This window comes from Streptomyces sp. NPDC028308 (genome assembly GCF_055565855.1).
Genome location: NZ_JBVHTO010000002.1, coordinates 581,795 through 599,832 on the forward strand (window position 1 = coordinate 581,795; position 18,038 = coordinate 599,832).

The following is an 18,038-nucleotide window of genomic DNA, read 5'->3' on the forward strand; positions in this document are numbered from 1 at the left end:
GCCGCGGGACGGGTCAGCACCGGCTCGCGTGGGTGTGGCTGTGACCGCCCGCCCGGTCCGCCGGGCCGGTGCCCCCGTTCGGCCCCCGGTCGCGGCGCCAGTCGAGGACGGCGGCCGCGAGGGCGGCGAGCATGGCGAGGATCCCGGTGCCGACGGACACCGCCACGGCGGTGCGGTAGTCGTGGCCGTTCGCTCCGAGGACGAGGTAGAACAGTCCCGGGAGAGCCGCCGTGCCCACCGCCCCGCCCAGGCGCTGCCCCGTCTGCAGGGCGCCGCCCGCCGCTCCCGCCATCCGCACCGGGACGTCGCGCAGGGTCATGGTGACGTTCGGGGAGATGACGCAGCCGCTGCCGATCCCCCCGACGAACAGGGCGGGCGCCGCCCACCAGACGGCCGTCCCCGGCGGTACGAACTTCAGGATCAGGGCGGCCGCGCCCAGGCCGAGGACGACACCGGTGAGGCCGAGCACCGTCAGCAGCCTGCCCAGCCGCTCCACGAGCCGCCCCGCCACCACCGCCGCGGCCGCCGAGCCGACGGCGAACGGGGTCACGGAAAGACCCGAGCGGAGCGGTGAGTAGTCGAGCCCGTTCTGGAAGAAGAGCGCGAACACCAGCCACACCCCGCTGAACCCGACGAAGTACAGCGTGGCGATGCCCGCACCGGCCGCGTAGCCCGGTGTCTCGGTGAGCAGCCTGGGATCGAGCAGCGGTTCCCCGCCCCGGGCCGCGACCCGCCGCTCCCACCTCGCGAAAGCGGCCAGCAGCGCCAGCCCGGCGGGGAACAGCCACCAGAGCCGGCGGATACCGTCGGCCTCGGCGAGGACCAGCGGCAGCATGAGCGCCAGCACTCCGGCGCCCAGCAGGGCGACGCCCGGCAGATCCAGGTGTCCGCGGCGGCCGGGTGCCACCCGGGGCAGGAGACGGCTGCCGAGCAGGAGCGCGAGCGCGCCCACCGGGACGTTGACGTAGAAGATCCAGCGCCAGCCGTCGGCCAGGGCGAGGATGAGGCCGCCGGTCACGGGGCCGACGGCACTGGAGATCCCGACGGTGGCACCGAACAGGCCGAAGGCCCGGCCACGCTCCTCCCCCTCGAACATCTGCTGGATCAGGGCGGAGTTCTGCGGAGCGAGGCAGCCCGCGGCGACGCCCTGCGCGAGGCGGGCCACCACGAGCCACATGATCGAGGGGGCGGCGCCCGCGACGGCACTGCACACCACGAAAGCCGCCAGCGCCCACAGGAAGACACGACGCCGGCCGACGGCGTCACCGATGCGGCCCGCCGTCACCAGCGCGAGCGCGAACGCCAGGGCGTAGCCGGACACGACCCACTGCACGGACGCCGCCGACGCGCCGAGGTCGCGCTGCAGGGACGGCAGGGCGACCGCCACGATCGTGACGTCGAGCAGGCTCATGAACCCGGCGACCAGGGTGGCCCACAGGGCCCGCCACCGGTTCGGGTCAGGGCGCTCACCCGTCCGCCGTCCGTCCTGGGCCGGCTCACCCGCCCGCGCACCGCGCTTCACGCATGCCCCTTTCCACCGGACCGAGCCCGCACCCACCGGGAACCGGGCGTCACATCCATGTATGCGTCACCCGTACACAACGGCCCAAACAAACTCAAACGGCGGGCGGGACGACGCGGGGGCGCGCCGTCCCCGGCGCCGGGGACGGCGGGGCCGGCTCTCGCGGGGTCCCGGCGGAGGTACGGTTGCGGTACCGAGCGCACCTCGCACGCCGTCATCCGTATCGGCGTCGCCCTCGGGGAACGGCAATCGCCGGACACGTGTGGTCCGGCCGGAAATGAAGCCGCCCCATGCTCACCGGCTCGCACTCCCGCCCCGCCCTCCGCAGCCCGGCCCGCGCCCGCCAGTAGCGGACTTCCTGCCCGTGGCGGCCCTGCCCGCCCGCAGTGACCCCTCCGGACCGGTCGGGCCCCAGCCGTGCAATGCCCGCACGTCCGGCCCCGGCACCCGCGATCGCCCGAAGCCACGACCGCCGACCGCTCAGCCGCAGCGGGGACGCGCCGCCCCCGTACCGACGAATAAGTGAAAAGACGAGAACGCCATGAGCCTGATGAGTCTGGGAGTACTCGCCACCTCCCGCAAGGAGAACGAGTTCCGGCTGCCCCTGCACCCGCGTCACCTCGACAAGGTCGACGCCGACGTGCGCGAGAAGATCTTCCTCGAAGAGGGCTACGGCCTGCGGTTCGGCGTCGGCGACGACGCCCTGCGGCCGCTCGTGGGCGGTCTGCGCACCCGCGAGCAGCTCCTCGCCGAGTGCGACGTCCTGCTGCTGCCCAAGCCCGTGCACGAGGACATCGACGCGCTGCGCGAGGGCCAGGTCCTGTGGGGCTGGCCGCACTGCGTGCAGGACGAGAAGATGACGCAGATCGGCATCGACCGGCGACTGACCGTCATCGCCTGGGAGGCCATGAACCACTGGACCTCCACGGGCGCCTTCAGCGTCCACGTGTTCCACAAGAACAACGAGCTCGCCGGCTACTGCTCGGTGCTGCACGCCCTCCAGCTCGGCGGCCTGACCGGCAGCTACGGCCGCAGGCTGCGCGCGGTGGTCATCAGCTTCGGCGCCACGGCGCGCGGAGCGGTCACGGGCCTGGGCGCCATGGGCGTCTCGGACGTCACGGTGCTGACCCAGCGGGCCGCGGCGGCGGTGGCCTCGCCGATGCCGTCGGTCGTGATGGGGCACTTCGAGGAGCGCGACGGCGATCCCTCGCACCTCCAGGCGCTCACCCCGAACGGGCCCGTCCCGCTCGCGGAGTACCTCGCCGGGTTCGACATCATCGTCAACTGCATAAGGCAGGACACCGACGCGCCGCTGATGTTCGTCAACGAAGCGGAGCTCGACGCCTTCCGGCAGGGCACCTTCTTCGTCGACGTCTCCTGCGACGAGGGCATGGGCTTCGAGTGGGCGAGGCCGACCACCTTCGAGGACCCCATGCCGACGGTGGGCCCCGGCTGCCACTACTACGGCGTGGACCACAGCCCCTCACACCTGTGGAACTCCGCCACCTGGGAGATCAGCGAGGCGCTCATCCCCTATCTGCGCAAGGTGATGAGCGGCCCCGACGCCTGGGACGCCGACGTGACGGTCAGCAAGGCCATCGAGATCCGCGACGGCGTCGTGCAGAACCCGAAGATCCTCTCGTTCCAGCACCGGGCGGCCGCCTATCCGCACGCCACCGGGACCGCGGCACCCGCTGAGGCGCCGCGGTCCCCCGCGCGTCCGGCCTGACCGAGCCGGACCGGCTCCCGCCGGACGTGTCAGGAGGAGGAGGGGTACGGCAGCAGCCCCGCGTTCACCTTCTCCCACACGGCCCTCAACTCGGCCAGCAGCGCCGGGTGTTCGGCGGAGCGGTCGGCCTGCTCCCGCGCGTCCCGGGACAGGTCGAAGAGCTGGTCGGTGCCGCCCTTGCCCCGGTAGTACTTCCACGGGCCGCGGCGCACCGCCCGCTCGCCCCGCACCCGCCAGAACAGGTCCCGCTCCGGCACGCTCTCGCCGCGCAGCAGGTATCCGGCGAGGCTGACGCCGTCCAGCGGGTGGCCGGGATCCGGGCGGGCGCCGGCCAGTTCCAGCAGCGTCGCGGTCCAGTCGGGCGAGAAGACCGGCACGTGACTGACCTGTCCGCCCTTCAGACGTGCGGGCCAGCGCACGACGGACGGCACGCGGATGCCGCCCTCCTGGAGCGAGGACTTCTCGCCGGACAGCGGCCACTGGTAGGAGAAGCGCTCACCGCCGTTGTCCGAGCCGAAGAACACGAGCGTGTCCTCCTCCTGTCCCGACTCCTTCAGTGCCTTGAGGACGCGGCCCACCGAGCGGTCGAGGTCCTGGACCATCTCCGTGTACTTCTCCACCGATCCGCCGTCGGTGTGCAGCAACGCCCTCAGTCCCTGGCCCGACTTGATGCGGCGGACGATCTCGGCGCTCTCCTCCTCGTCGCCGTCGGCGATCCACGGCCAGTGCGGGGTGGTGAAGTTGAGGTTGAGCAGCCACGGCCGGTCGTGGTCGCGGCGCACGTACTCACTGGCCCGCTCGGTCAGGATCCGCGTGTAGTAGCGCAGGTCCTTGTACTCGGCGTCCCCCTCGTAGAGGTCGTACTCACCGCCGAGTCCGAGTTTGGAGTAGTACTCCAGCGCACCGCCGAAGTTGCCGAAGAACTCGTCCCAGCCCGACTTGGTGGGCGAGTAGTCCGGCAGGTAGCCGCAGTGCCACTTGCCGATCAGCGCGGTCGCGTAGCCGACGCCCTTGAGGAGCGAGGCCAGGGTCGGATGGGTCGGGTCGAGTCCGTCGGACCGGTCGGCGATCGGCTCGGCGAGGCCGCCCTTGGTCCGTCCCGGATAGCGTCCGGTGTAGAGGCTGAAGCGCGTCGGGGAGCAGGTCGCGGAGCCCGCGTAGGCGTCCGTGAACCGCACTCCTTGCCGGGCCAGTCGGTCCAGGTGCGGGGTCTTGATGTGGGGCGCGCCGTAGCTGGACAGGTCGGCCCAGCCCAGGTCGTCGCCGAGGATGAACAGGATGTTGGGCCGCCGCGCGTGCCGGCCGGTCTCGGCGCGGAAGGGCTGCTCGTGGTGCTGTCCGGCGTCGGCGGGCTGCGCGTGCGCCGGGGCAGCCGGCAGGCCCACCGCGGCGGTGGCGGCTCCGGCGCCTATCGCGCCGCCGAAGGCGCGTCGTGACAGGGCGGACCGGTCGGGTGAAGGGGAGGGCATGGCGAGGCAACTCCTCGGCGCGGGCAGCGGCGGACACCCGGCAGGCGGGCGTGACGGCGGCCGTCCCGCACGGGTCGGCGGAACACAGGGGAGGAACCCGGGCGGGCGGCACGCGGCGGCCCGGAGCGGGTGACGAGAGTCGTGCGGCGGTCCTGGCGCGACGGCACAACTGGCCTACGTGGGCCGGATGCTGTCTAGGTGCGGCCCGGGCGGACGGAGCCTAGAGGGCGCAGCAACAGATGGCGCTCGCCATGCGACCGAGGTCGACGTGACGGCGCCGCACGAGCGTGACGCTGAGGCCACTGGCGAGCTGCATGATCGCGTAGCCTGCCGAAGCCCGGCAACACGTGTCAACGGGCGGTCCACAGTGCGGACCGCCGAGCCCCCGGCGCCGGCGGGCCGACGAGCGCCGCTCGTCCCCAACTCCCGTGACTGCGAAGCCGGTTGCCATCCACCCAGCGGCGAGGTGGAGCAACTGGCCTCGCCCTGAGGCCACATGGCCATCGCTACCGACCCGCACGCGCAGCGAGCCCGCTCCGCCCTCGCTCCCGGCAGGACGCTACGTGTCAGTGGTCGGCCGACAGTGAACCCGCAGCGTCACGGCACACGACATGGCGTATGCGGCTCCGTCAGAGCTGGGCGAGGTCACCGGGCGTCGGGCGGGACCTCAGACGCCGGAGCATGCGGGCGTCCTCGAAGCCGACCTCACGCGCGGCCGTCTCCAGCGTCGACCCGTGACCGATCAGGTACTCGGCCCGCTCCAGGCGCAGGGTCTGCTGGTAGCGCAGCGGGGTCAGTCCGTTCGTGGCGCGGCCGAACAGGCGGGTGAGGGTGCGTTCGCTGACGCCCGCCGACGCCGCGAGCGTACTCAGGGGCAGCGGTTCGGTGAACCGGTCGTCGATCAGGTCCTGGACGCGGTGGACGGTGTCGTCCAGGTGCGAGCGGTGCCGCAGCATGGCGCTCGCCTGGGGCTCGTGGCCGTTGCGGCGGGCGTACACCACCATGTCGCGGGCCACCTGTGCCGCGAGGCCGGGGCCATGCCGCACGGCCAGCAGGTGCAGGGCCAGGTCGATACCGCTGGCGATGCCCGCCGAGGTGACGACCCGGTCGTCCGTGGTGAACAGGACGTCCCGCACGACGAGGGCGCGGGGGTAACGGGCCGCCAGCTCCTCCTGCACGTCGTGGTGGGTCGTGCACCGGCGCCCGTCCAGCAGGCCGGCCCGGCCGAGCGCCTCGGCGCCCGCGCAGACACTGGCGACGGTGCCTCCGCGGGCGTGGTGCGCGCGCAGGTGCCCGAGGGTGGCCTCGTCCGGCGCGGGACCCCCGCGCAGTGTCGGCGCCCGCCAGCCCGGTACGACGACGAGGTCGTCCCGGGTCAGTTCGGGCCACCGGGTGCGGGCGGTCAGCGGCAGGCCCTGGGCGCTGACGACCTGCTCCTCCTCGGCCACGTAGTCGAGCACGTAGGAGCGCCCGAAGTCCGCGGCCGTGCTGAACACCTGGGCCGGCCCGGCGAGGTCGAGCAGGTGGACGCCGGGCAGGAGGACGAAGACGACGCGGCTCACGCAGCCGGCGCCTTCCGCTCGGCTTCGAGTTCCGCCACCGTGGCGATGCGGGCGAACCGGTCGCGGAGGACCGCTTCCGTCCGCTCCACGATCGCCGCGGCGGACAGGTCGCCGATGGCGTTCGTCGCCGTGGCGTCGGTGACGAACACCATGCCGTACCCGAGGTCGCTGCCCAGCCGGGTCGTCGTCTCCACGCACTGCTCCGTACGGATGCCGCACACCCACAGCTCCGTGACCCCCGCCTCGGTCAGCACCTGCTGGAGGTTGGTCGTGGTGAACGCGTTGTGCGACGTCTTGTGGAGGACCGGTTCGCCCTCCGCCGGCGCTCCCAGCTCCTCGAAGAGGCGTACGTGTCCCGACTCCGGGTCGAACACGTCACCGCTGCCCGGTTCGGTGTGCAGGACCCACACCACGAGGTCTCCGGCGGCGCGTGCCAGCGCGACCAGCCGGTTGACCCGCTCGGCGATCTCGGGGTTGGAGATCTGCGCCCACAGTGGGCGCGCTCGGAACGACTCCTGGACATCGACGACTATCAGCGCTCGGTTCATGTCACCCATTCTGACCTGGTCCGAGCCGTCGCCCCCAGGCTCGATCAGGGCCGCCACCGGAACGATCCGGTCACCGGACCCCGGCGGCGAGGTGGCGGAGACGCGCCGTCCACGTCTCCGCCACCCCGCCGACGACACGGCCGTCAGGCTCCGGCGGGCACCGCGCCCGCGCCGACCGGGCAGCCGACCGCACGCACGACGCTCGTTCCCGTGTCGGCCGGACGACCGTCCTCCGCACTCGCACTCGCACCCGCACCCGCGGCCCGGTCCGCCGGGTCGCCCAGTGACACGGGGAGTTCACGGTGCCCGTTGGAGATGAACGACTCCAGGGGCCGCAGCTCCTCGGCCGGCACGGCGAGCGTCATCTCCGGGAACCGGGTGAACAGCCCCTCCAGGGCCACCTGCGCCTCCAGCCGCGCGAGCGGAGCGCCGACGCAGAAGTGCGTGCCGAAGCCGAACGCCAGGTGCTCCCGGCGCGTCGGGCGCGTCACGTCGAAGACACCGGCGTCGGCGCCGTGGACGTCCGCGTCGCGTCCCGCCGACAGGAACGAGATGACGAGCGCGTCCCCCTTGCGGATCACGACGCCGCCGATCTCGATGTCCTCGACGGCGTAGCGCAGGATGCCGTTGGCTCCCGGGGTCTCGACCCGCAGCGCCTCCTCCACGACGTCCGCCCAGGAGGCGCGGCCGGCGCGCACCAGGTCCAGCTGGCCGGGGTTCTGGAGCAGCAGCGCCACGGCGTGGTCGAGCAGGTTCACCGTGGTCTCGTAGCCGGCGGTGTAGAGCAGGATCAGGTTGTCGACGAGTTCCTTCTCCGACAGCTGGTCCCCGTCCCCGTCCCGTACCGCGATCAGCGCGCTGGTCAGGTCGTCCCCGGGGCTCTGCCGCTTGAGCTCGATCAGCGCGCTCAGCGTCCGGTACAGGTCCACGCCGTTGCGCTGGGCCTGTTCGAGGGTGAGGCCGGTGTCGAAGAAGCCGGCGATGATCCGCGCGAGCGCGTCCTGGAACTGGCCCGGTATGCCGAACAGTTCGGCCAGGACGCGGACCGGGAGTTCCTGTGCGAACGTCCGCCGCACGTCCACGGGCCCGTGCGCCGCGCGCTCCGCCAGCTCGTCGAGGAGGCCCTCGGTCATCCCCTCGATCCGGCCCCGCAGGCCCTCGACCCGCCGTGCCGTGAACGCCGAGGCGACCAGCCTGCGCAGCCGGCGGTGGTCCTCCCCATAGGCCGTGACCATGTTCTGCACGGACACCCAGATCGCCAGCGGCCACTCGGCGCCGACCTCGCCCTGCTGCCAGGCGGGCCAGTGCCGGTAGGCGTCCTTGGACACGCGGGGGTCCCGCAGCAGCTCCTTGATGGTCTCCAGGCCGGTCACCGCCCAGGCCTCGACCCCTCCGGGCAGCGTCACCCGTACGACCGGGCCCGCCTCGGCCCAGCGTGCCGCCTCCCCCTGTACGTCCTGCCCCAATGCGTCCACCGCGAACGGACACCCGACGACACCAGACATCACAACCCCCTAGAACGGCGAAGAACCACCGAAGAACAGCGAAGAACCACGGACGGATCGAACGGCGCGCACACGGCGCGCCCTGGTGCGGTCGAACCAAGGACGATCACGAGCACCGGACGCGAGCCCCGCCAGAGCGGCAAGGGCTCACGGCACTCCGGGAAGCCACGGCGTTCGCGCCGGCCGGACGGGAGCAACCTCGTTCTCAAGGGCCCATGGGGCCGACCAGCAGCACGTGGAGAGCGATACGCGGAGATGCGCCCGCCGACCGGTCGATGCCCCGGCGGGACGAGCCGTGGAACTCCCAAAGAATAAAACCGGATAGCTGGTTTTTACAACGCCCCCTTACGCACGGATTCTGGCCCGTTCCACGGCGGTGGCGGGAGGGAGGGCGACGAGAGATCGAAACATTTGGACCAACCGGTTTCATTCGCGCGCCCTGGCACCTCAGCCGCACCCCCGAGAGCGGCCCCGGTACCCACGGAAATTGGGCTGCGCGCGCAGGTGGTTCCCCTGTTTCATGACCGCATGGTGTCTACCGACCGACTGCTGGCCTTCGCCGCCATGTCGTTCCTGCTGATCGTCGTCCCCGGCCCCAGCGTGCTGTTCGTGATCGGCCGGGCGCTGGCCCAGGGGCGCCGCGCGGCACTGACGACCGTGGTGGGCAACACCGTCGGCGCGTACGTCCTCGTGGTGGCCGTGGCGCTAGGGGTCGGCACCGTGGTGGAGCGTTCGGTCCTCGTCTTCACGCTGCTGAAGCTGGTGGGCGCGGCCTACCTGGTGTACCTGGGCGTCAAGGCGGTGCGGCAGCGCGGCTCGCTGCGCGCCTCGCTCACCGGTGACGGCCCCTCTCACGGCACCCTGCGCACACTGTGGGACGGCTTCGCGGTCGGGGTGGCCAACCCCAAGACCATCGTGTTCTTCGCCGCCGTACTGCCCCAGTTCGTCGACCGGGGCCAGGGACACGTCACGCTCCAGATGCTGGTGCTCGGCTTGGTCTTCAACGTCATCGCGCTGGCGTCCGACAGCGTCTGGGGACTGGTCGCGGCCACCACGCGTAACTGGTTCGCGGACTCCCCGCGGCGGCTCTCCATGATCGGCGGCGTCGGCGGGCTGACGATGATCGGCCTCGGCGTCACCGTCGCGGGGACCGGCCGCAAGGACTGAGTCCCGCACATCACAACGGCGGGCCGGAGGGGTTACCGGCCGAGACTCCCGTCCGGCGTCACGCGGTTGGCCGGGCCAGGCCGGCCGTGCCCGTCACCGCAGCCACGAGCCGGTCGAGGGCGCGAGCGTCCGCACCGCCCTCCGCGGCGCTGAACACATGGACCACCAGGCCCGTTTCCCCGGGCTCGGCCGGTACGTGCAGCGTCTCGTAGTCGAGGGTGAGCGGCCCCGTCACCGGATGGCACAGCCGCTTGCGGCCCGCACCGCACATCACGACCTCCCCGGAGTCCCAGATCCTGCGGAAGTCGGCGCTGCGCGAGGACAGTTCGGCGATGAGCGCGGTCAGTTCCGTGTCGTCGGGATAGCGGCCGGCCGCGACCCGCAACTGGCCGACGGCCTCTCCCGCCCGCGCCTCCCACTCCGGATGAACCGCCCGGGACACGGGGTCCAGGAACAGGTACCGGGCGTTGTTCGCGTGCCGGCGGCCCGGCTCCCCGAGACCGCCGATCAGCTCGGCCCCCAGCGCGTTCCAGGCGACCACGTCGAGCCGGTGGTCGGTGACGAAGGCGGGGAACCGCGCCATGCCGTCCAGGAGGCGCCGCAGCAGCGGGCTGACCCGGGCACGGGGCGCCGGGCCGCGCCGCGCCCCGGCGAGGGTGACCAGGTGCCGGCGCTCCGCCGCGTCGAGGGCGAGCGCGTCGGCCAGTCCGTCGAGCACCTCGGGGGACGGCTGGGTGGCCCGCCCCTGTTCGAGGCGTACGTAGTAGTCCACGCTGATGCCGGCCAGCTGGGCCAGCTCCTCGCGGCGCAGTCCCCGTACCCGGCGCCGGCGGCCGCCGGAGAGCCCCACACGCTCCGGCGCGATACGGCCTCGGCGCGCGCGCAGAAAACCGCCCAGCGCCTGCCCCGCGTCCCCGGGGCCGCCCCTCACGCCGGGGGTGCGGAGTTCGTCACCGTCCCCGGCACCGCTGTCCGTTCCGTCCGTTCGCCCGATGCGGTCCACCCCGTCCATGCCGTCCAGTATGCGTGGCCCTCCCGGTACCAGGATCACGGTTCCGACGTCGAAGGGGGTGCTGGTTGTCCGCGCGGGCCCGGGCGAACGTGGCGTCATGACAGAAGCCGTGCCGCAGCAGCGGAAGAAGATCCTCGTCGTCAGCGCCCACCCGGAGCCGCGCTCGCTCAACTCGGCCCTGGCCGCCTTCGCGGTCGGCCGGCTGCGGGACGCGGGGCACGAGGTGCGGGTGTCCGATCTGTACGCGATGAAGTGGAAGGCGACCGTGGACGCCGACGACTTCCCCGACCACTCCATGGACGGGCGGCTGTCCGTCATGACCGTCTCCGAGCGGGCCACGCTTGCCGGACGGCTGTCGGCGGACGTCGCCGCGGAGCAGGAGAAGGTGCGCTGGTCGGACGCCGTGATCCTGCAGTTCCCCATGTGGTGGTTCTCCGTTCCGGCGATCCTGAAGGGCTGGATCGACCGGGTGTTCACCGCCGGGTTCGGCTACGGCCCCGAAGTGCCGCCGCCGTACGGCGAGGGGGCGCTCGCGGGACGGCGGGCGCTGGTGTCGGTGACGGCCGGAGCGAGGGAGTCGGCGTTCTCCGACCGGGGCATCCACGGCCGGCTCGCGGACGTCCTGCACCCCTTGCAGCACGGCCTGTTCTGGTTCACCGGGATGGCGCCGCTCGAGCCCTTCGCGGTGTACGACGCGCACGACGTGAGCGCGCGGCGGTTCGCCGAGACGACGCGGGCGTACGCGCGGCGTCTCGACGGGCTCTTCACGGACGAGCCGGTCCCGTTCCGGTCCCTGGTCGGCGGGGACTACGACCACGACATGCGGTTGCTGCCCGGCGTGGAGGAGCCGGGGACGAGCGGGCCGGACCTCCACGTCCGTCCGGACGCCCGCGCGGGCGCGGACCACGAGAGCTGACCCCGGTACGCATCGCCGGTCAGGCCGCGTCGGTTCGCACCTCGCGGCGTGGAGCCCGACCGGCGCGGTGACGGGCCGGACGGTCGGCACCCCGGTCAGGACCGGTGGCCGTCACCCGTCGCGTCCGTCGGCACCTGCCTGGCGTTCCAGTTCGTCCGCCGCCTTCTGCGCCCGGGCCCGGGCGGTGCTCAGCCGCTTCCGGGCCGCGCGTTCCCGCTCGCGTGCCTCGCGTCCGGCGGCACGGGCCCGGCGCTGCTCGTCCTCCGTGCTCCCGAGCTCCTCGGTCAGCTCGCCGATGCGCCGCCGCAGCTCGCCGACGCGCTGTTGCAAGGTCTCGGCAAGCTCCGCGGCCTCCTGAGCCACGCGGGCGGCCTCCGCCGCCTCCGTCTCCCGGACCGACAGGTCGCGTCCGGCGTCCTCGGCGGCCCGGCGGGCCTCGGTGAGCTGCTTCTCGCGCCGCCGCCGGGCCGCGTCGTCCGCCCGGTCGGTCTCGCGCGGTTCGCTGGCCTTCGTCCGCGGTTGGCTTCTCCGTGGCGGCGCCTTCGGCTGTGCCGCCGGCGCCTGGGGTACGGCGGGGAAGCCCACGGCCGGGCTCAAAGCCTTGGTGAGCCGGCCCGCGGCCCATTCCCGGGCCGCGTCGGGATCGCTGAGGACCGCCTGGAGGGTGTCCCGGACCTCCTGCCGGGCGCCCTCACCGAGGGGGTGTCCGGCGTCCGCCGCGAGCCGTTCCGCCTGCTGGGCCAGTGCTCTGATCAGTGCCTGCTGCTGACCGGCGAGCCGGCGCAGCTGTTCGCCGTCCAGCTCCTGGTGCGCCTGCCGAAGTGCCTCGCCCAGCTGGACGAGGGGCTGGATCTCGTCGGACCGCTCCCGCACCAGGAGGTTGCAGGACCAGGCGGACAGGCTGGGGCGGCGCATCGCGCTGATCTTGTCGGCCAGCTCCCGGTCGCCTGCCGTGCGGGCCGCCGCGGCCCGCTGGGCTCGCGCGGCGGTGAACCGGTCCGGCCGCAGCCCGTAGAGCTCGTCGGCGACAGCGTCCACGTCCACCGGCGTCCTTTCTCCGGAACGGGCTGATTCCTACCGATAGTCTCAGCTTCGCCCCTGATGCGCGGATTCTGCTGCTGCCTCCGGGGAGGGCGCCGCCTGCTGGAAGCGGCACCTCCACCGGCACGGCACCGGCGGCCTGGCCGGATGGTGTCCGTCTGCCGTTCCCGGGCAGTCGGAACCCTGAAGGGCAGGCAGCCGCGCCGACCTCAAGGACGAGTAGTGAGCTTCGAACAGCAGCGTGAGAACACCGGCGACACCGCGCCCCCCGCGGACGGGCCGACCGGGGACGAGCGAGCCGCGTGGGAGGACGTACGCCGGCGGGCCACGGGCATGTCGCACCACGAGTCGAAGGCCGCGCGCGACGCCGCCCGGCACGCCGCCAGGTCCCACTCGCTCACCGGCGGCGAGGCCGTACGCGCGGAGGCCGAGGTGGAGGAGTGGGAGCGGGTGACCGACGCCCTGGCCGACCACGCCGGGACCTACGACCCGGAGATCGATCCGTTCGTGCAGGGCGAGAAGGCCGCCCGGACGCGTCACGTCCCAGGCCCGCGAAGGGCCGGCTAGCGCCCGGTGCTCCCCCTGCCGTCCTAAGCACCCCCCCGCAGAGAGAAAGGCCGCATCACGTGCGCACCGTCGGAGTCGAGGAAGAACTTCTCCTGGTCGATCCGGAGACGGGAGAACCGCAGGCTCTGTCCGCGGCCGTACTCGCCCGTGCCGCCAGGGACGACCCGGACGAGGAGACGTTCGAGAAGGAGCTGCACCAGCAGCAGCTCGAGTTCGCCACGCATCCGCAGTCGGACATGGGTGATCTCGCGGCGGAGATCGTGCGCTGCCGCAAGGAGGCGCAGCGGCTCGCCGAGGAGACCGGGGCGGCCGTGGTGGCGCTCGCCACGTCTCCGCTCCCGGTGAGTCCGTCGGTGAGCATGAACAGCAGGTACCAGTGGATGGCGCGCGAGTTCGGTCTGGCGACGCAGGAGACACTCGTGTGCGGGTGTCACGTCCACGTGTCCGTCGAGTCCGACGACGAGGGTGTCGCCGTCGTGGACCGGATCCGCCCGTGGCTGTCCGTCCTGACCGCGATCAGCGCCAACTCCCCCTTCTGGCAGGGCAGGAACAGCCAGTACAGCAGCTACCGGAGCCGGGTCTGGGGTCGCTGGCCGATGGCCGGCCCCACCGCGCTCTTCGGGTCGGCCGAGCGGTACCACCAGCGGGTCGCCGACATGGTCGCGACGGGCGTCGCCCTGGACAAGGCGATGGTCTACTTCGACGCCCGGCTCTCCGACCAGTACCCCACGGTCGAGCTGCGCGTCTCGGACGTCTGCCTGGAGGCGAGCACCGCCGCGCTCATCGCCACCCTCGCGCGCGGGCTCGTGGAGACGGCGGCACGTGAGTGGCGTGCGGGAGTCGAGCCGCTGGACCACAGCGTCGAGCTGCTGCGGCTGGCGGCGTGGCGGGCCGCCCGGTCCGGCCTCGACGGGGACCTGCTGCACCCGCTGACCATGAAGCCCGCGCCCGCGGCGGAGGTCGTACGGGCGCTTCTGGACCACGCCGGAGCCGCGCTCGACGACAGCGGTGACGCGGAGCGGGCGCGGCAGGCCGTCGCGGACCTGCTACGGCACGGCAACGGCGCCCGGGTGCAGCGCGAGCTGCTGGAGCAGACCGGAAGCCTGGGTGCCGTGGTCACGGAGTGCGTGCGCCGCACCCAGTCCTGAGGCTCCGCACACCCACCCGGTCCCGCGGGGCGCACGCGCACGGTACGGCCGGCGCGTGCGCCCCGCGCTCATGCCTCGCGGGCCCGGGCCCCCTCGCGGGTACGGCCCGCCGTCACGGCCCGGTCCGGGTTGCGCCGCATGTATTCGTCCTCCAGGGCCGCCGTCCTGTGGGTGTGCGCGGCGAGGGCGTCGTTCGAGCCGTGCAGAAACGTGTCGTGGCGGGTGCGGTGCACGCTCTCCAGTTCGCGCACAAGCTCCTGGTCGTCGAGCAGCGAGGGATCCAGTCCCTCGGCCGCCCCGCTGCCCTGCTTCGACGTGGACACAGTGAACTCCTCACGGGTCGGGTCCGCGGCGCACCTCCGGCCGGTACGTGCGCCCGGGCTGCCTCGGGTCACCCGATCACCGGGGAGCAAACACGCCGCGGGGCCGCCCGGGTGCCTCGCCGGGCGGAGCGGGACGGGTCGAGGGGCGATCGGATCCAGGCGGCGGGGAGATGGCGGGCCCGGTCCGCCGCGTACGGTCCGCGGCTCCGGTCAGAGGCGGCGCAGCACGCCGACGACCTTGCCCAGGATGACCGCCTGGTCGCCGGGGATCGGCTGGTACGCGGCGTTGCGGGGCATGAGGAGGACCTGGCCGTCGCGTCGGTGCAACTGCTTCACGGTGGCCTCGTCCTCGATCAGCGCCGCGACGATGTCGCCGTGGTCGGCGCTGTCCTGACGGCGGACGGTGACGATGTCGCCGTCGCAGATGGCCGCCTCGACCATGCTGTCGCCGGCCACGGTCAGGGCGAACAGGTCGCCCTCGCCGACGAGTTGGCGCGGCAGCAGGTAGACGTCCTCGATCGCCTCCTCGGCGAGGACGGGCACACCGGCGGCGATCCGCCCGATGAGGGGCACCTCGGCCGGCGGCCTGCCGGCGGCGGCACCGTTCAGGTCGGGCGCCCAGGTGGGCCGCACGCGGTAGGCCCGCGGCCGGTGCGGATCGCGGTAGAGGACGCCCTTGCGCTCCAGGACCATCAGCTGGTGGGCGACGGACGAGGTGCTGGCCAGGTCCACGGCCTTGCCGATCTCCCGCATCGAGGGCGGGTAGCCCTGGCGCGTGACCTCGTCCGCGATGAACTCGACGATGGCTGCCTGACGAGCCGTCAGCTCACCTTCGACGGAGCGGACGCCCGCCGGCCTGCCCCGGCGCGCTGTTGCCGTCTTCTCCATCAGGACCACCTCGACTCAAGATCTCACTGAGCGCGACCCTAACCCGCCATCCCACCCAAAGGGAACGCCCCTCCCGAATCATGGCATTCGCCCGCCGCGCGTCAGTCCCCCGGTCACGGTCACGTGGGCGACCAGACGGGGTGCGCCGTCCGCGAGGCCGTCGTGCCGCGCGGTCTCGCGCAGCAGGTCCCGCAGCAGGAGGGCCGCCGACAGCGGGTGGTCCGGCAGGGCGACATGGACGGTGCGGCGCGGGGCGAGGTCGCCGAGCCCGCGCAGGACGAGCTCGGCGGGGACCGCCCAGGAGGCCGGCGAGGGCACGAGGGCGACACCGAGTCCCGCGGCGACATGGCCGAACTTGCCTGTCCACTCGGCGATGCGGACGGTCCGCCTCGGGGTGAAGCCCGCGCGGGCGCACACCTGGGTGAGCGTGGTGTGGCCGTCCGGGGGCGCGTCCTGGATCCACGACTCGTCGCGCAGCTCACATAGGTCGACCGGATCACGGCCGGCCGAGGGGTGGTCGCGGTGCAGCGCCACCAGTAGTTCGTCCTCGCACAGGGGCGTCGTCGTGACGCCCTCGGCCGTGGGCAGTCCGGAGGGGTAGTCACTGACCACCGCGAGGTCGAGTGCGCCGTCCGCGAGGTGCCGTATCGAGGAGTGACTGCGGCCCTCGGCCGCGATGACCTCGACATCGGGCCGGGCGGCGGCCAACGCGCGCAGCGCGGCGGGGACGAGTGAGATGTTCGCGGTGGAGAACGCCCCGGTGCGCAGGGTGCCGCCTCGGCCCGCGTGGATCGCGGCCAGTTCGCGTTCCGCTCGCGCCAGGCGCTCCAGTACGCCGACCGCGTGGCCGTGCAGGGCGTGGCCCGCGGGGGTGAGCCGCACCCCGCGCGGGAGGCGGTCGAACAGCGGGCCGCCGGCCTGTCCCTCCAGCGAGGCGATCCGTCGGGACACCGCGGACTGGGTGTAGTCGAGTGCGTCGGCAGATGTTCCACGCCCTGGCCTCCCTGCCCACCCCGGGCGGTGTGTGCGTCCTGGTCAACGGCGATGAGGAGAGGGGCTCCCCCACCTCCCGCGAGCTGATCGAGCAGGCGGCCCGTCGCTGCGTGGCCGCCTTCGTACTGGACGCGTCCGCCGACGGGGAGGGCGCCCTCAAGACCGCCCTCAAGGGCACCTCACGGTACGAGGTCGTCGTGCACGGCAGGGCCGCCCACGCCGGACTCGATCCGGCGAAGGGGGTCAACGCCACGGTGGAGGCGGCACATCAGGTCCTCGCCCTCGCCGGACTCTCCGCCGCCCTGAGTCATGACACGTCACCGCTGGGCGCGCCGACCGTCACGCCGACGCTCGTGTCCGCCGGCAGCACCGTGAACACCGTGCCCGCGCCGGCACGCGTCTCCGTCGACGTCCGGGTGCCGACCCGCGCCGCACAGGACCGGATCGACAGCCTCGTAAGGCAGTTGAGGGTGAGGACCCACGGTGCGCGGCTCGAAGTGCTCGGCGGTGCTCGGCGGCCACCCATGGAACCGGAGTCGTCCGCCGCGCTCTTCGCCCTCGCGTCCCGGCTCAACTTCGAGGCGGGGTAGGGCCCTCTGCGCGGGCGCGCGGTCGGCGGAGCCTCGGACGGCAACTACACGGCGAGCGCCGGATGCCCCACGCTGGACGGCCTCGGAGCCGTGGGCAGCGGCGCCCACGCGGACACGGAGCACGTCCTGGTCTCACACATGGCGCCCCGGGCCCGGCTCCTCGCCGGCCTGATCGAGCGGTCCCGATCCTGAACTCCCCCGCCCGCCCCGGCATATCGAGCCGAGGCATGCCCGTTCCCGCCAAGCGAAGGATTCCCATGCCGTCCTCCCCTCCCCCGCCGTCAACCGCTCACCTGCCCCCGGCCGTGGCCGCACTCGCCGAGCAGAGTCAACTGGGGCGCCTGGAGCGCGAGTTCGCGCCCAAGCGCATGCACAGGCTTCTCCTCGCGCTCTACGTCGTCACCCTCCTCCAGCTGCTCTTCTTCGTGGTGCCGGGCCTGGCGTTCCTCTGGTGGCTGCGCCGCACCCCGGAGTTCAGCCGGAAACAGGCCGCGAAACGGCTGTACCTGTTCGAGCACGGCATGATCGTGCATCCGCGCCTCGGCGACACCGTGACCGCGATCCGCTGGGACTCCGTCCGGCTCTACCAGGAGATCGTCCTGAAGATCGTCAACGGCCTGCCGACCACCACGACCCACACCTACACGGCACTGTCCTCCGAAGTCGGTCACGCGGGCGCCGCCGTCACCGACTTCTATGCCGACCCCGAGGTGTGGGGCCCCTGGATGCAGGACGCCGTCGTACGCGCCCAGGGCCGTACCGTCCTGGAAGCGGTCCTCGCCGGTGAGACGGTCGCCTTCGGCCCTTCGGTGTCGCGCTCGCCTCGCTCGGCGCCCAGGGCGCCGGGCAGCTTCCGTGGACGAACATCCGCCCCTTCGAGGTCTCCGCGGGTGTGGTCCGGGTGCTGCGCCGGGACACCTCCACCCCGTGGGCCACCGTCCCCGTCAGCGACATCGCGAACGTCGGCCTCTTCCTGAACCTCGCCGAGAACCTCCGTCAGGAGTAGCGGCGCGGGCCGACGGCCGCCCGCGGGCCGCGCCGGCGGCCGGCCCCGCCGG

18 protein-coding genes are annotated in these 18,038 nt (G+C 73.1%); 7 read left to right on the forward strand and 11 right to left on the reverse strand.

Annotated features, from left to right (window positions below):
- Positions 1-13 precede the first annotated feature (13 nt).
- Positions 14-1,522, reverse strand: coding sequence for an MFS transporter (locus tag ACZ4VA_RS06995; protein ID WP_468080175.1), 1,509 nt, complete (start codon positions 1,520-1,522; stop codon positions 14-16).
- 541 nt (positions 1,523-2,063) lie between these two features.
- On the opposite strand from ACZ4VA_RS06995, the gene ACZ4VA_RS07000 reads away from it, so the two are divergent.
- The gene (locus ACZ4VA_RS07000; RefSeq protein ID WP_355794104.1) at positions 2,064-3,251 is read left to right on the forward strand and encodes a N(5)-(carboxyethyl)ornithine synthase; all 1,188 of its coding nucleotides are present in this window, start codon (positions 2,064-2,066) and stop codon (positions 3,249-3,251) included.
- A 29-nt stretch (positions 3,252-3,280) separates the two neighbouring features.
- Here the strand turns inward: ACZ4VA_RS07000 and ACZ4VA_RS07005 are convergent, their stop codons facing one another.
- The 5 genes from ACZ4VA_RS07005 to ACZ4VA_RS07025 all read right to left on the reverse strand — a co-directional run bounded on the left by ACZ4VA_RS07005 (position 3,281) and on the right by ACZ4VA_RS07025 (position 8,335).
- Entirely contained in the window at positions 3,281-4,720 is a 1,440-nt protein-coding gene (locus ACZ4VA_RS07005) for a sulfatase family protein (RefSeq protein ID WP_356167919.1), read from the reverse strand.
- 220 nt (positions 4,721-4,940) lie between these two features.
- Complete coding sequence (locus ACZ4VA_RS07010; protein ID WP_356167922.1) at positions 4,941-5,171, reverse strand: putative leader peptide; 231 nt, start codon at positions 5,169-5,171, stop codon at positions 4,941-4,943.
- 178 nt (positions 5,172-5,349) lie between these two features.
- On the reverse strand, positions 5,350-6,282 hold the full coding sequence (locus ACZ4VA_RS07015; RefSeq protein ID WP_388905122.1) for a GlxA family transcriptional regulator: 933 nt from the start codon (positions 6,280-6,282) through the stop codon (positions 5,350-5,352).
- Complete coding sequence (locus ACZ4VA_RS07020) at positions 6,279-6,830, reverse strand: cysteine hydrolase family protein (RefSeq protein WP_355796205.1); 552 nt, start codon at positions 6,828-6,830, stop codon at positions 6,279-6,281. Before ACZ4VA_RS07020 ends, ACZ4VA_RS07015 begins: the two co-directional genes overlap by 4 nt.
- 143 nt (positions 6,831-6,973) lie before the next feature.
- Positions 6,974-8,335 (reverse strand): cytochrome P450 family protein, encoded by a 1,362-nt coding sequence (locus tag ACZ4VA_RS07025; protein ID WP_356167927.1) that lies wholly within the window; start codon positions 8,333-8,335, stop codon positions 6,974-6,976.
- A gap of 528 nt (positions 8,336-8,863) precedes the next feature.
- On the opposite strand from ACZ4VA_RS07025, the gene ACZ4VA_RS07030 reads away from it, so the two are divergent.
- Positions 8,864-9,502 (forward strand): LysE family translocator, encoded by a 639-nt coding sequence (locus tag ACZ4VA_RS07030; protein WP_468080179.1) that lies wholly within the window; start codon positions 8,864-8,866, stop codon positions 9,500-9,502.
- 58 nt (positions 9,503-9,560) lie between these two features.
- On the opposite strand, the gene ACZ4VA_RS07035 is transcribed toward ACZ4VA_RS07030, so the two are convergent.
- Positions 9,561-10,514, reverse strand: coding sequence for an MmyB family transcriptional regulator (locus ACZ4VA_RS07035; protein ID WP_468080181.1), 954 nt, complete (start codon positions 10,512-10,514; stop codon positions 9,561-9,563).
- A 97-nt stretch (positions 10,515-10,611) separates the two neighbouring features.
- Here ACZ4VA_RS07035 and ACZ4VA_RS07040 point away from each other — a divergent pair, with 97 nt between their 5' ends.
- On the forward strand, positions 10,612-11,430 hold the full coding sequence (locus tag ACZ4VA_RS07040; protein WP_389389955.1) for an NAD(P)H-dependent oxidoreductase: 819 nt from the start codon (positions 10,612-10,614) through the stop codon (positions 11,428-11,430).
- A 111-nt stretch (positions 11,431-11,541) separates the two neighbouring features.
- Here ACZ4VA_RS07040 and ACZ4VA_RS07045 read toward each other — a convergent pair whose 3' ends face one another.
- Positions 11,542-12,468, reverse strand: a complete 927-nt coding sequence (locus tag ACZ4VA_RS07045; RefSeq protein WP_356239888.1) for a coiled-coil domain-containing protein — start codon at positions 12,466-12,468, stop codon at positions 11,542-11,544.
- A 225-nt stretch (positions 12,469-12,693) separates the two neighbouring features.
- On the opposite strand from ACZ4VA_RS07045, the gene ACZ4VA_RS07050 reads away from it, so the two are divergent.
- A complete protein-coding gene (locus tag ACZ4VA_RS07050; protein WP_355794944.1) occupies positions 12,694-13,038 on the forward strand; it encodes a hypothetical protein in 345 nt (114 codons plus the stop codon).
- A 59-nt stretch (positions 13,039-13,097) separates the two neighbouring features.
- Positions 13,098-14,186, forward strand: coding sequence for a glutamate--cysteine ligase 2 (locus tag ACZ4VA_RS07055; RefSeq protein ID WP_468080185.1), 1,089 nt, complete (start codon positions 13,098-13,100; stop codon positions 14,184-14,186).
- A 68-nt stretch (positions 14,187-14,254) separates the two neighbouring features.
- Here ACZ4VA_RS07055 and ACZ4VA_RS07060 read toward each other — a convergent pair whose 3' ends face one another.
- The 3 genes from ACZ4VA_RS07060 to ACZ4VA_RS07070 all read right to left on the reverse strand — a co-directional run bounded on the left by ACZ4VA_RS07060 (position 14,255) and on the right by ACZ4VA_RS07070 (position 16,348).
- On the reverse strand, positions 14,255-14,509 hold the full coding sequence (locus ACZ4VA_RS07060) for a DUF6158 family protein (protein ID WP_356167941.1): 255 nt from the start codon (positions 14,507-14,509) through the stop codon (positions 14,255-14,257).
- Positions 14,510-14,719: 210 nt separating this feature from the next.
- On the reverse strand, positions 14,720-15,397 hold the full coding sequence (gene lexA / locus ACZ4VA_RS07065) for a transcriptional repressor LexA (RefSeq protein WP_355795539.1): 678 nt from the start codon (positions 15,395-15,397) through the stop codon (positions 14,720-14,722).
- Positions 15,398-15,475: 78 nt separating this feature from the next.
- Positions 15,476-16,348, reverse strand: a complete 873-nt coding sequence (locus ACZ4VA_RS07070; RefSeq protein WP_468080188.1) for a LysR family transcriptional regulator — start codon at positions 16,346-16,348, stop codon at positions 15,476-15,478.
- Positions 16,349-16,380: 32 nt separating this feature from the next.
- On the opposite strand from ACZ4VA_RS07070, the gene ACZ4VA_RS07075 reads away from it, so the two are divergent.
- Positions 16,381-16,980 (forward strand): peptidase dimerization domain-containing protein, encoded by a 600-nt coding sequence (locus ACZ4VA_RS07075; RefSeq protein WP_468080190.1) that lies wholly within the window; start codon positions 16,381-16,383, stop codon positions 16,978-16,980.
- A 257-nt stretch (positions 16,981-17,237) separates the two neighbouring features.
- Positions 17,238-17,957: a DUF6585 family protein gene (locus tag ACZ4VA_RS07080; RefSeq protein ID WP_468080192.1), complete on the forward strand. Its 720-nt coding sequence runs from the start codon at positions 17,238-17,240 to the stop codon at positions 17,955-17,957.
- Positions 17,958-18,038: the final 81 nt, after the last annotated feature.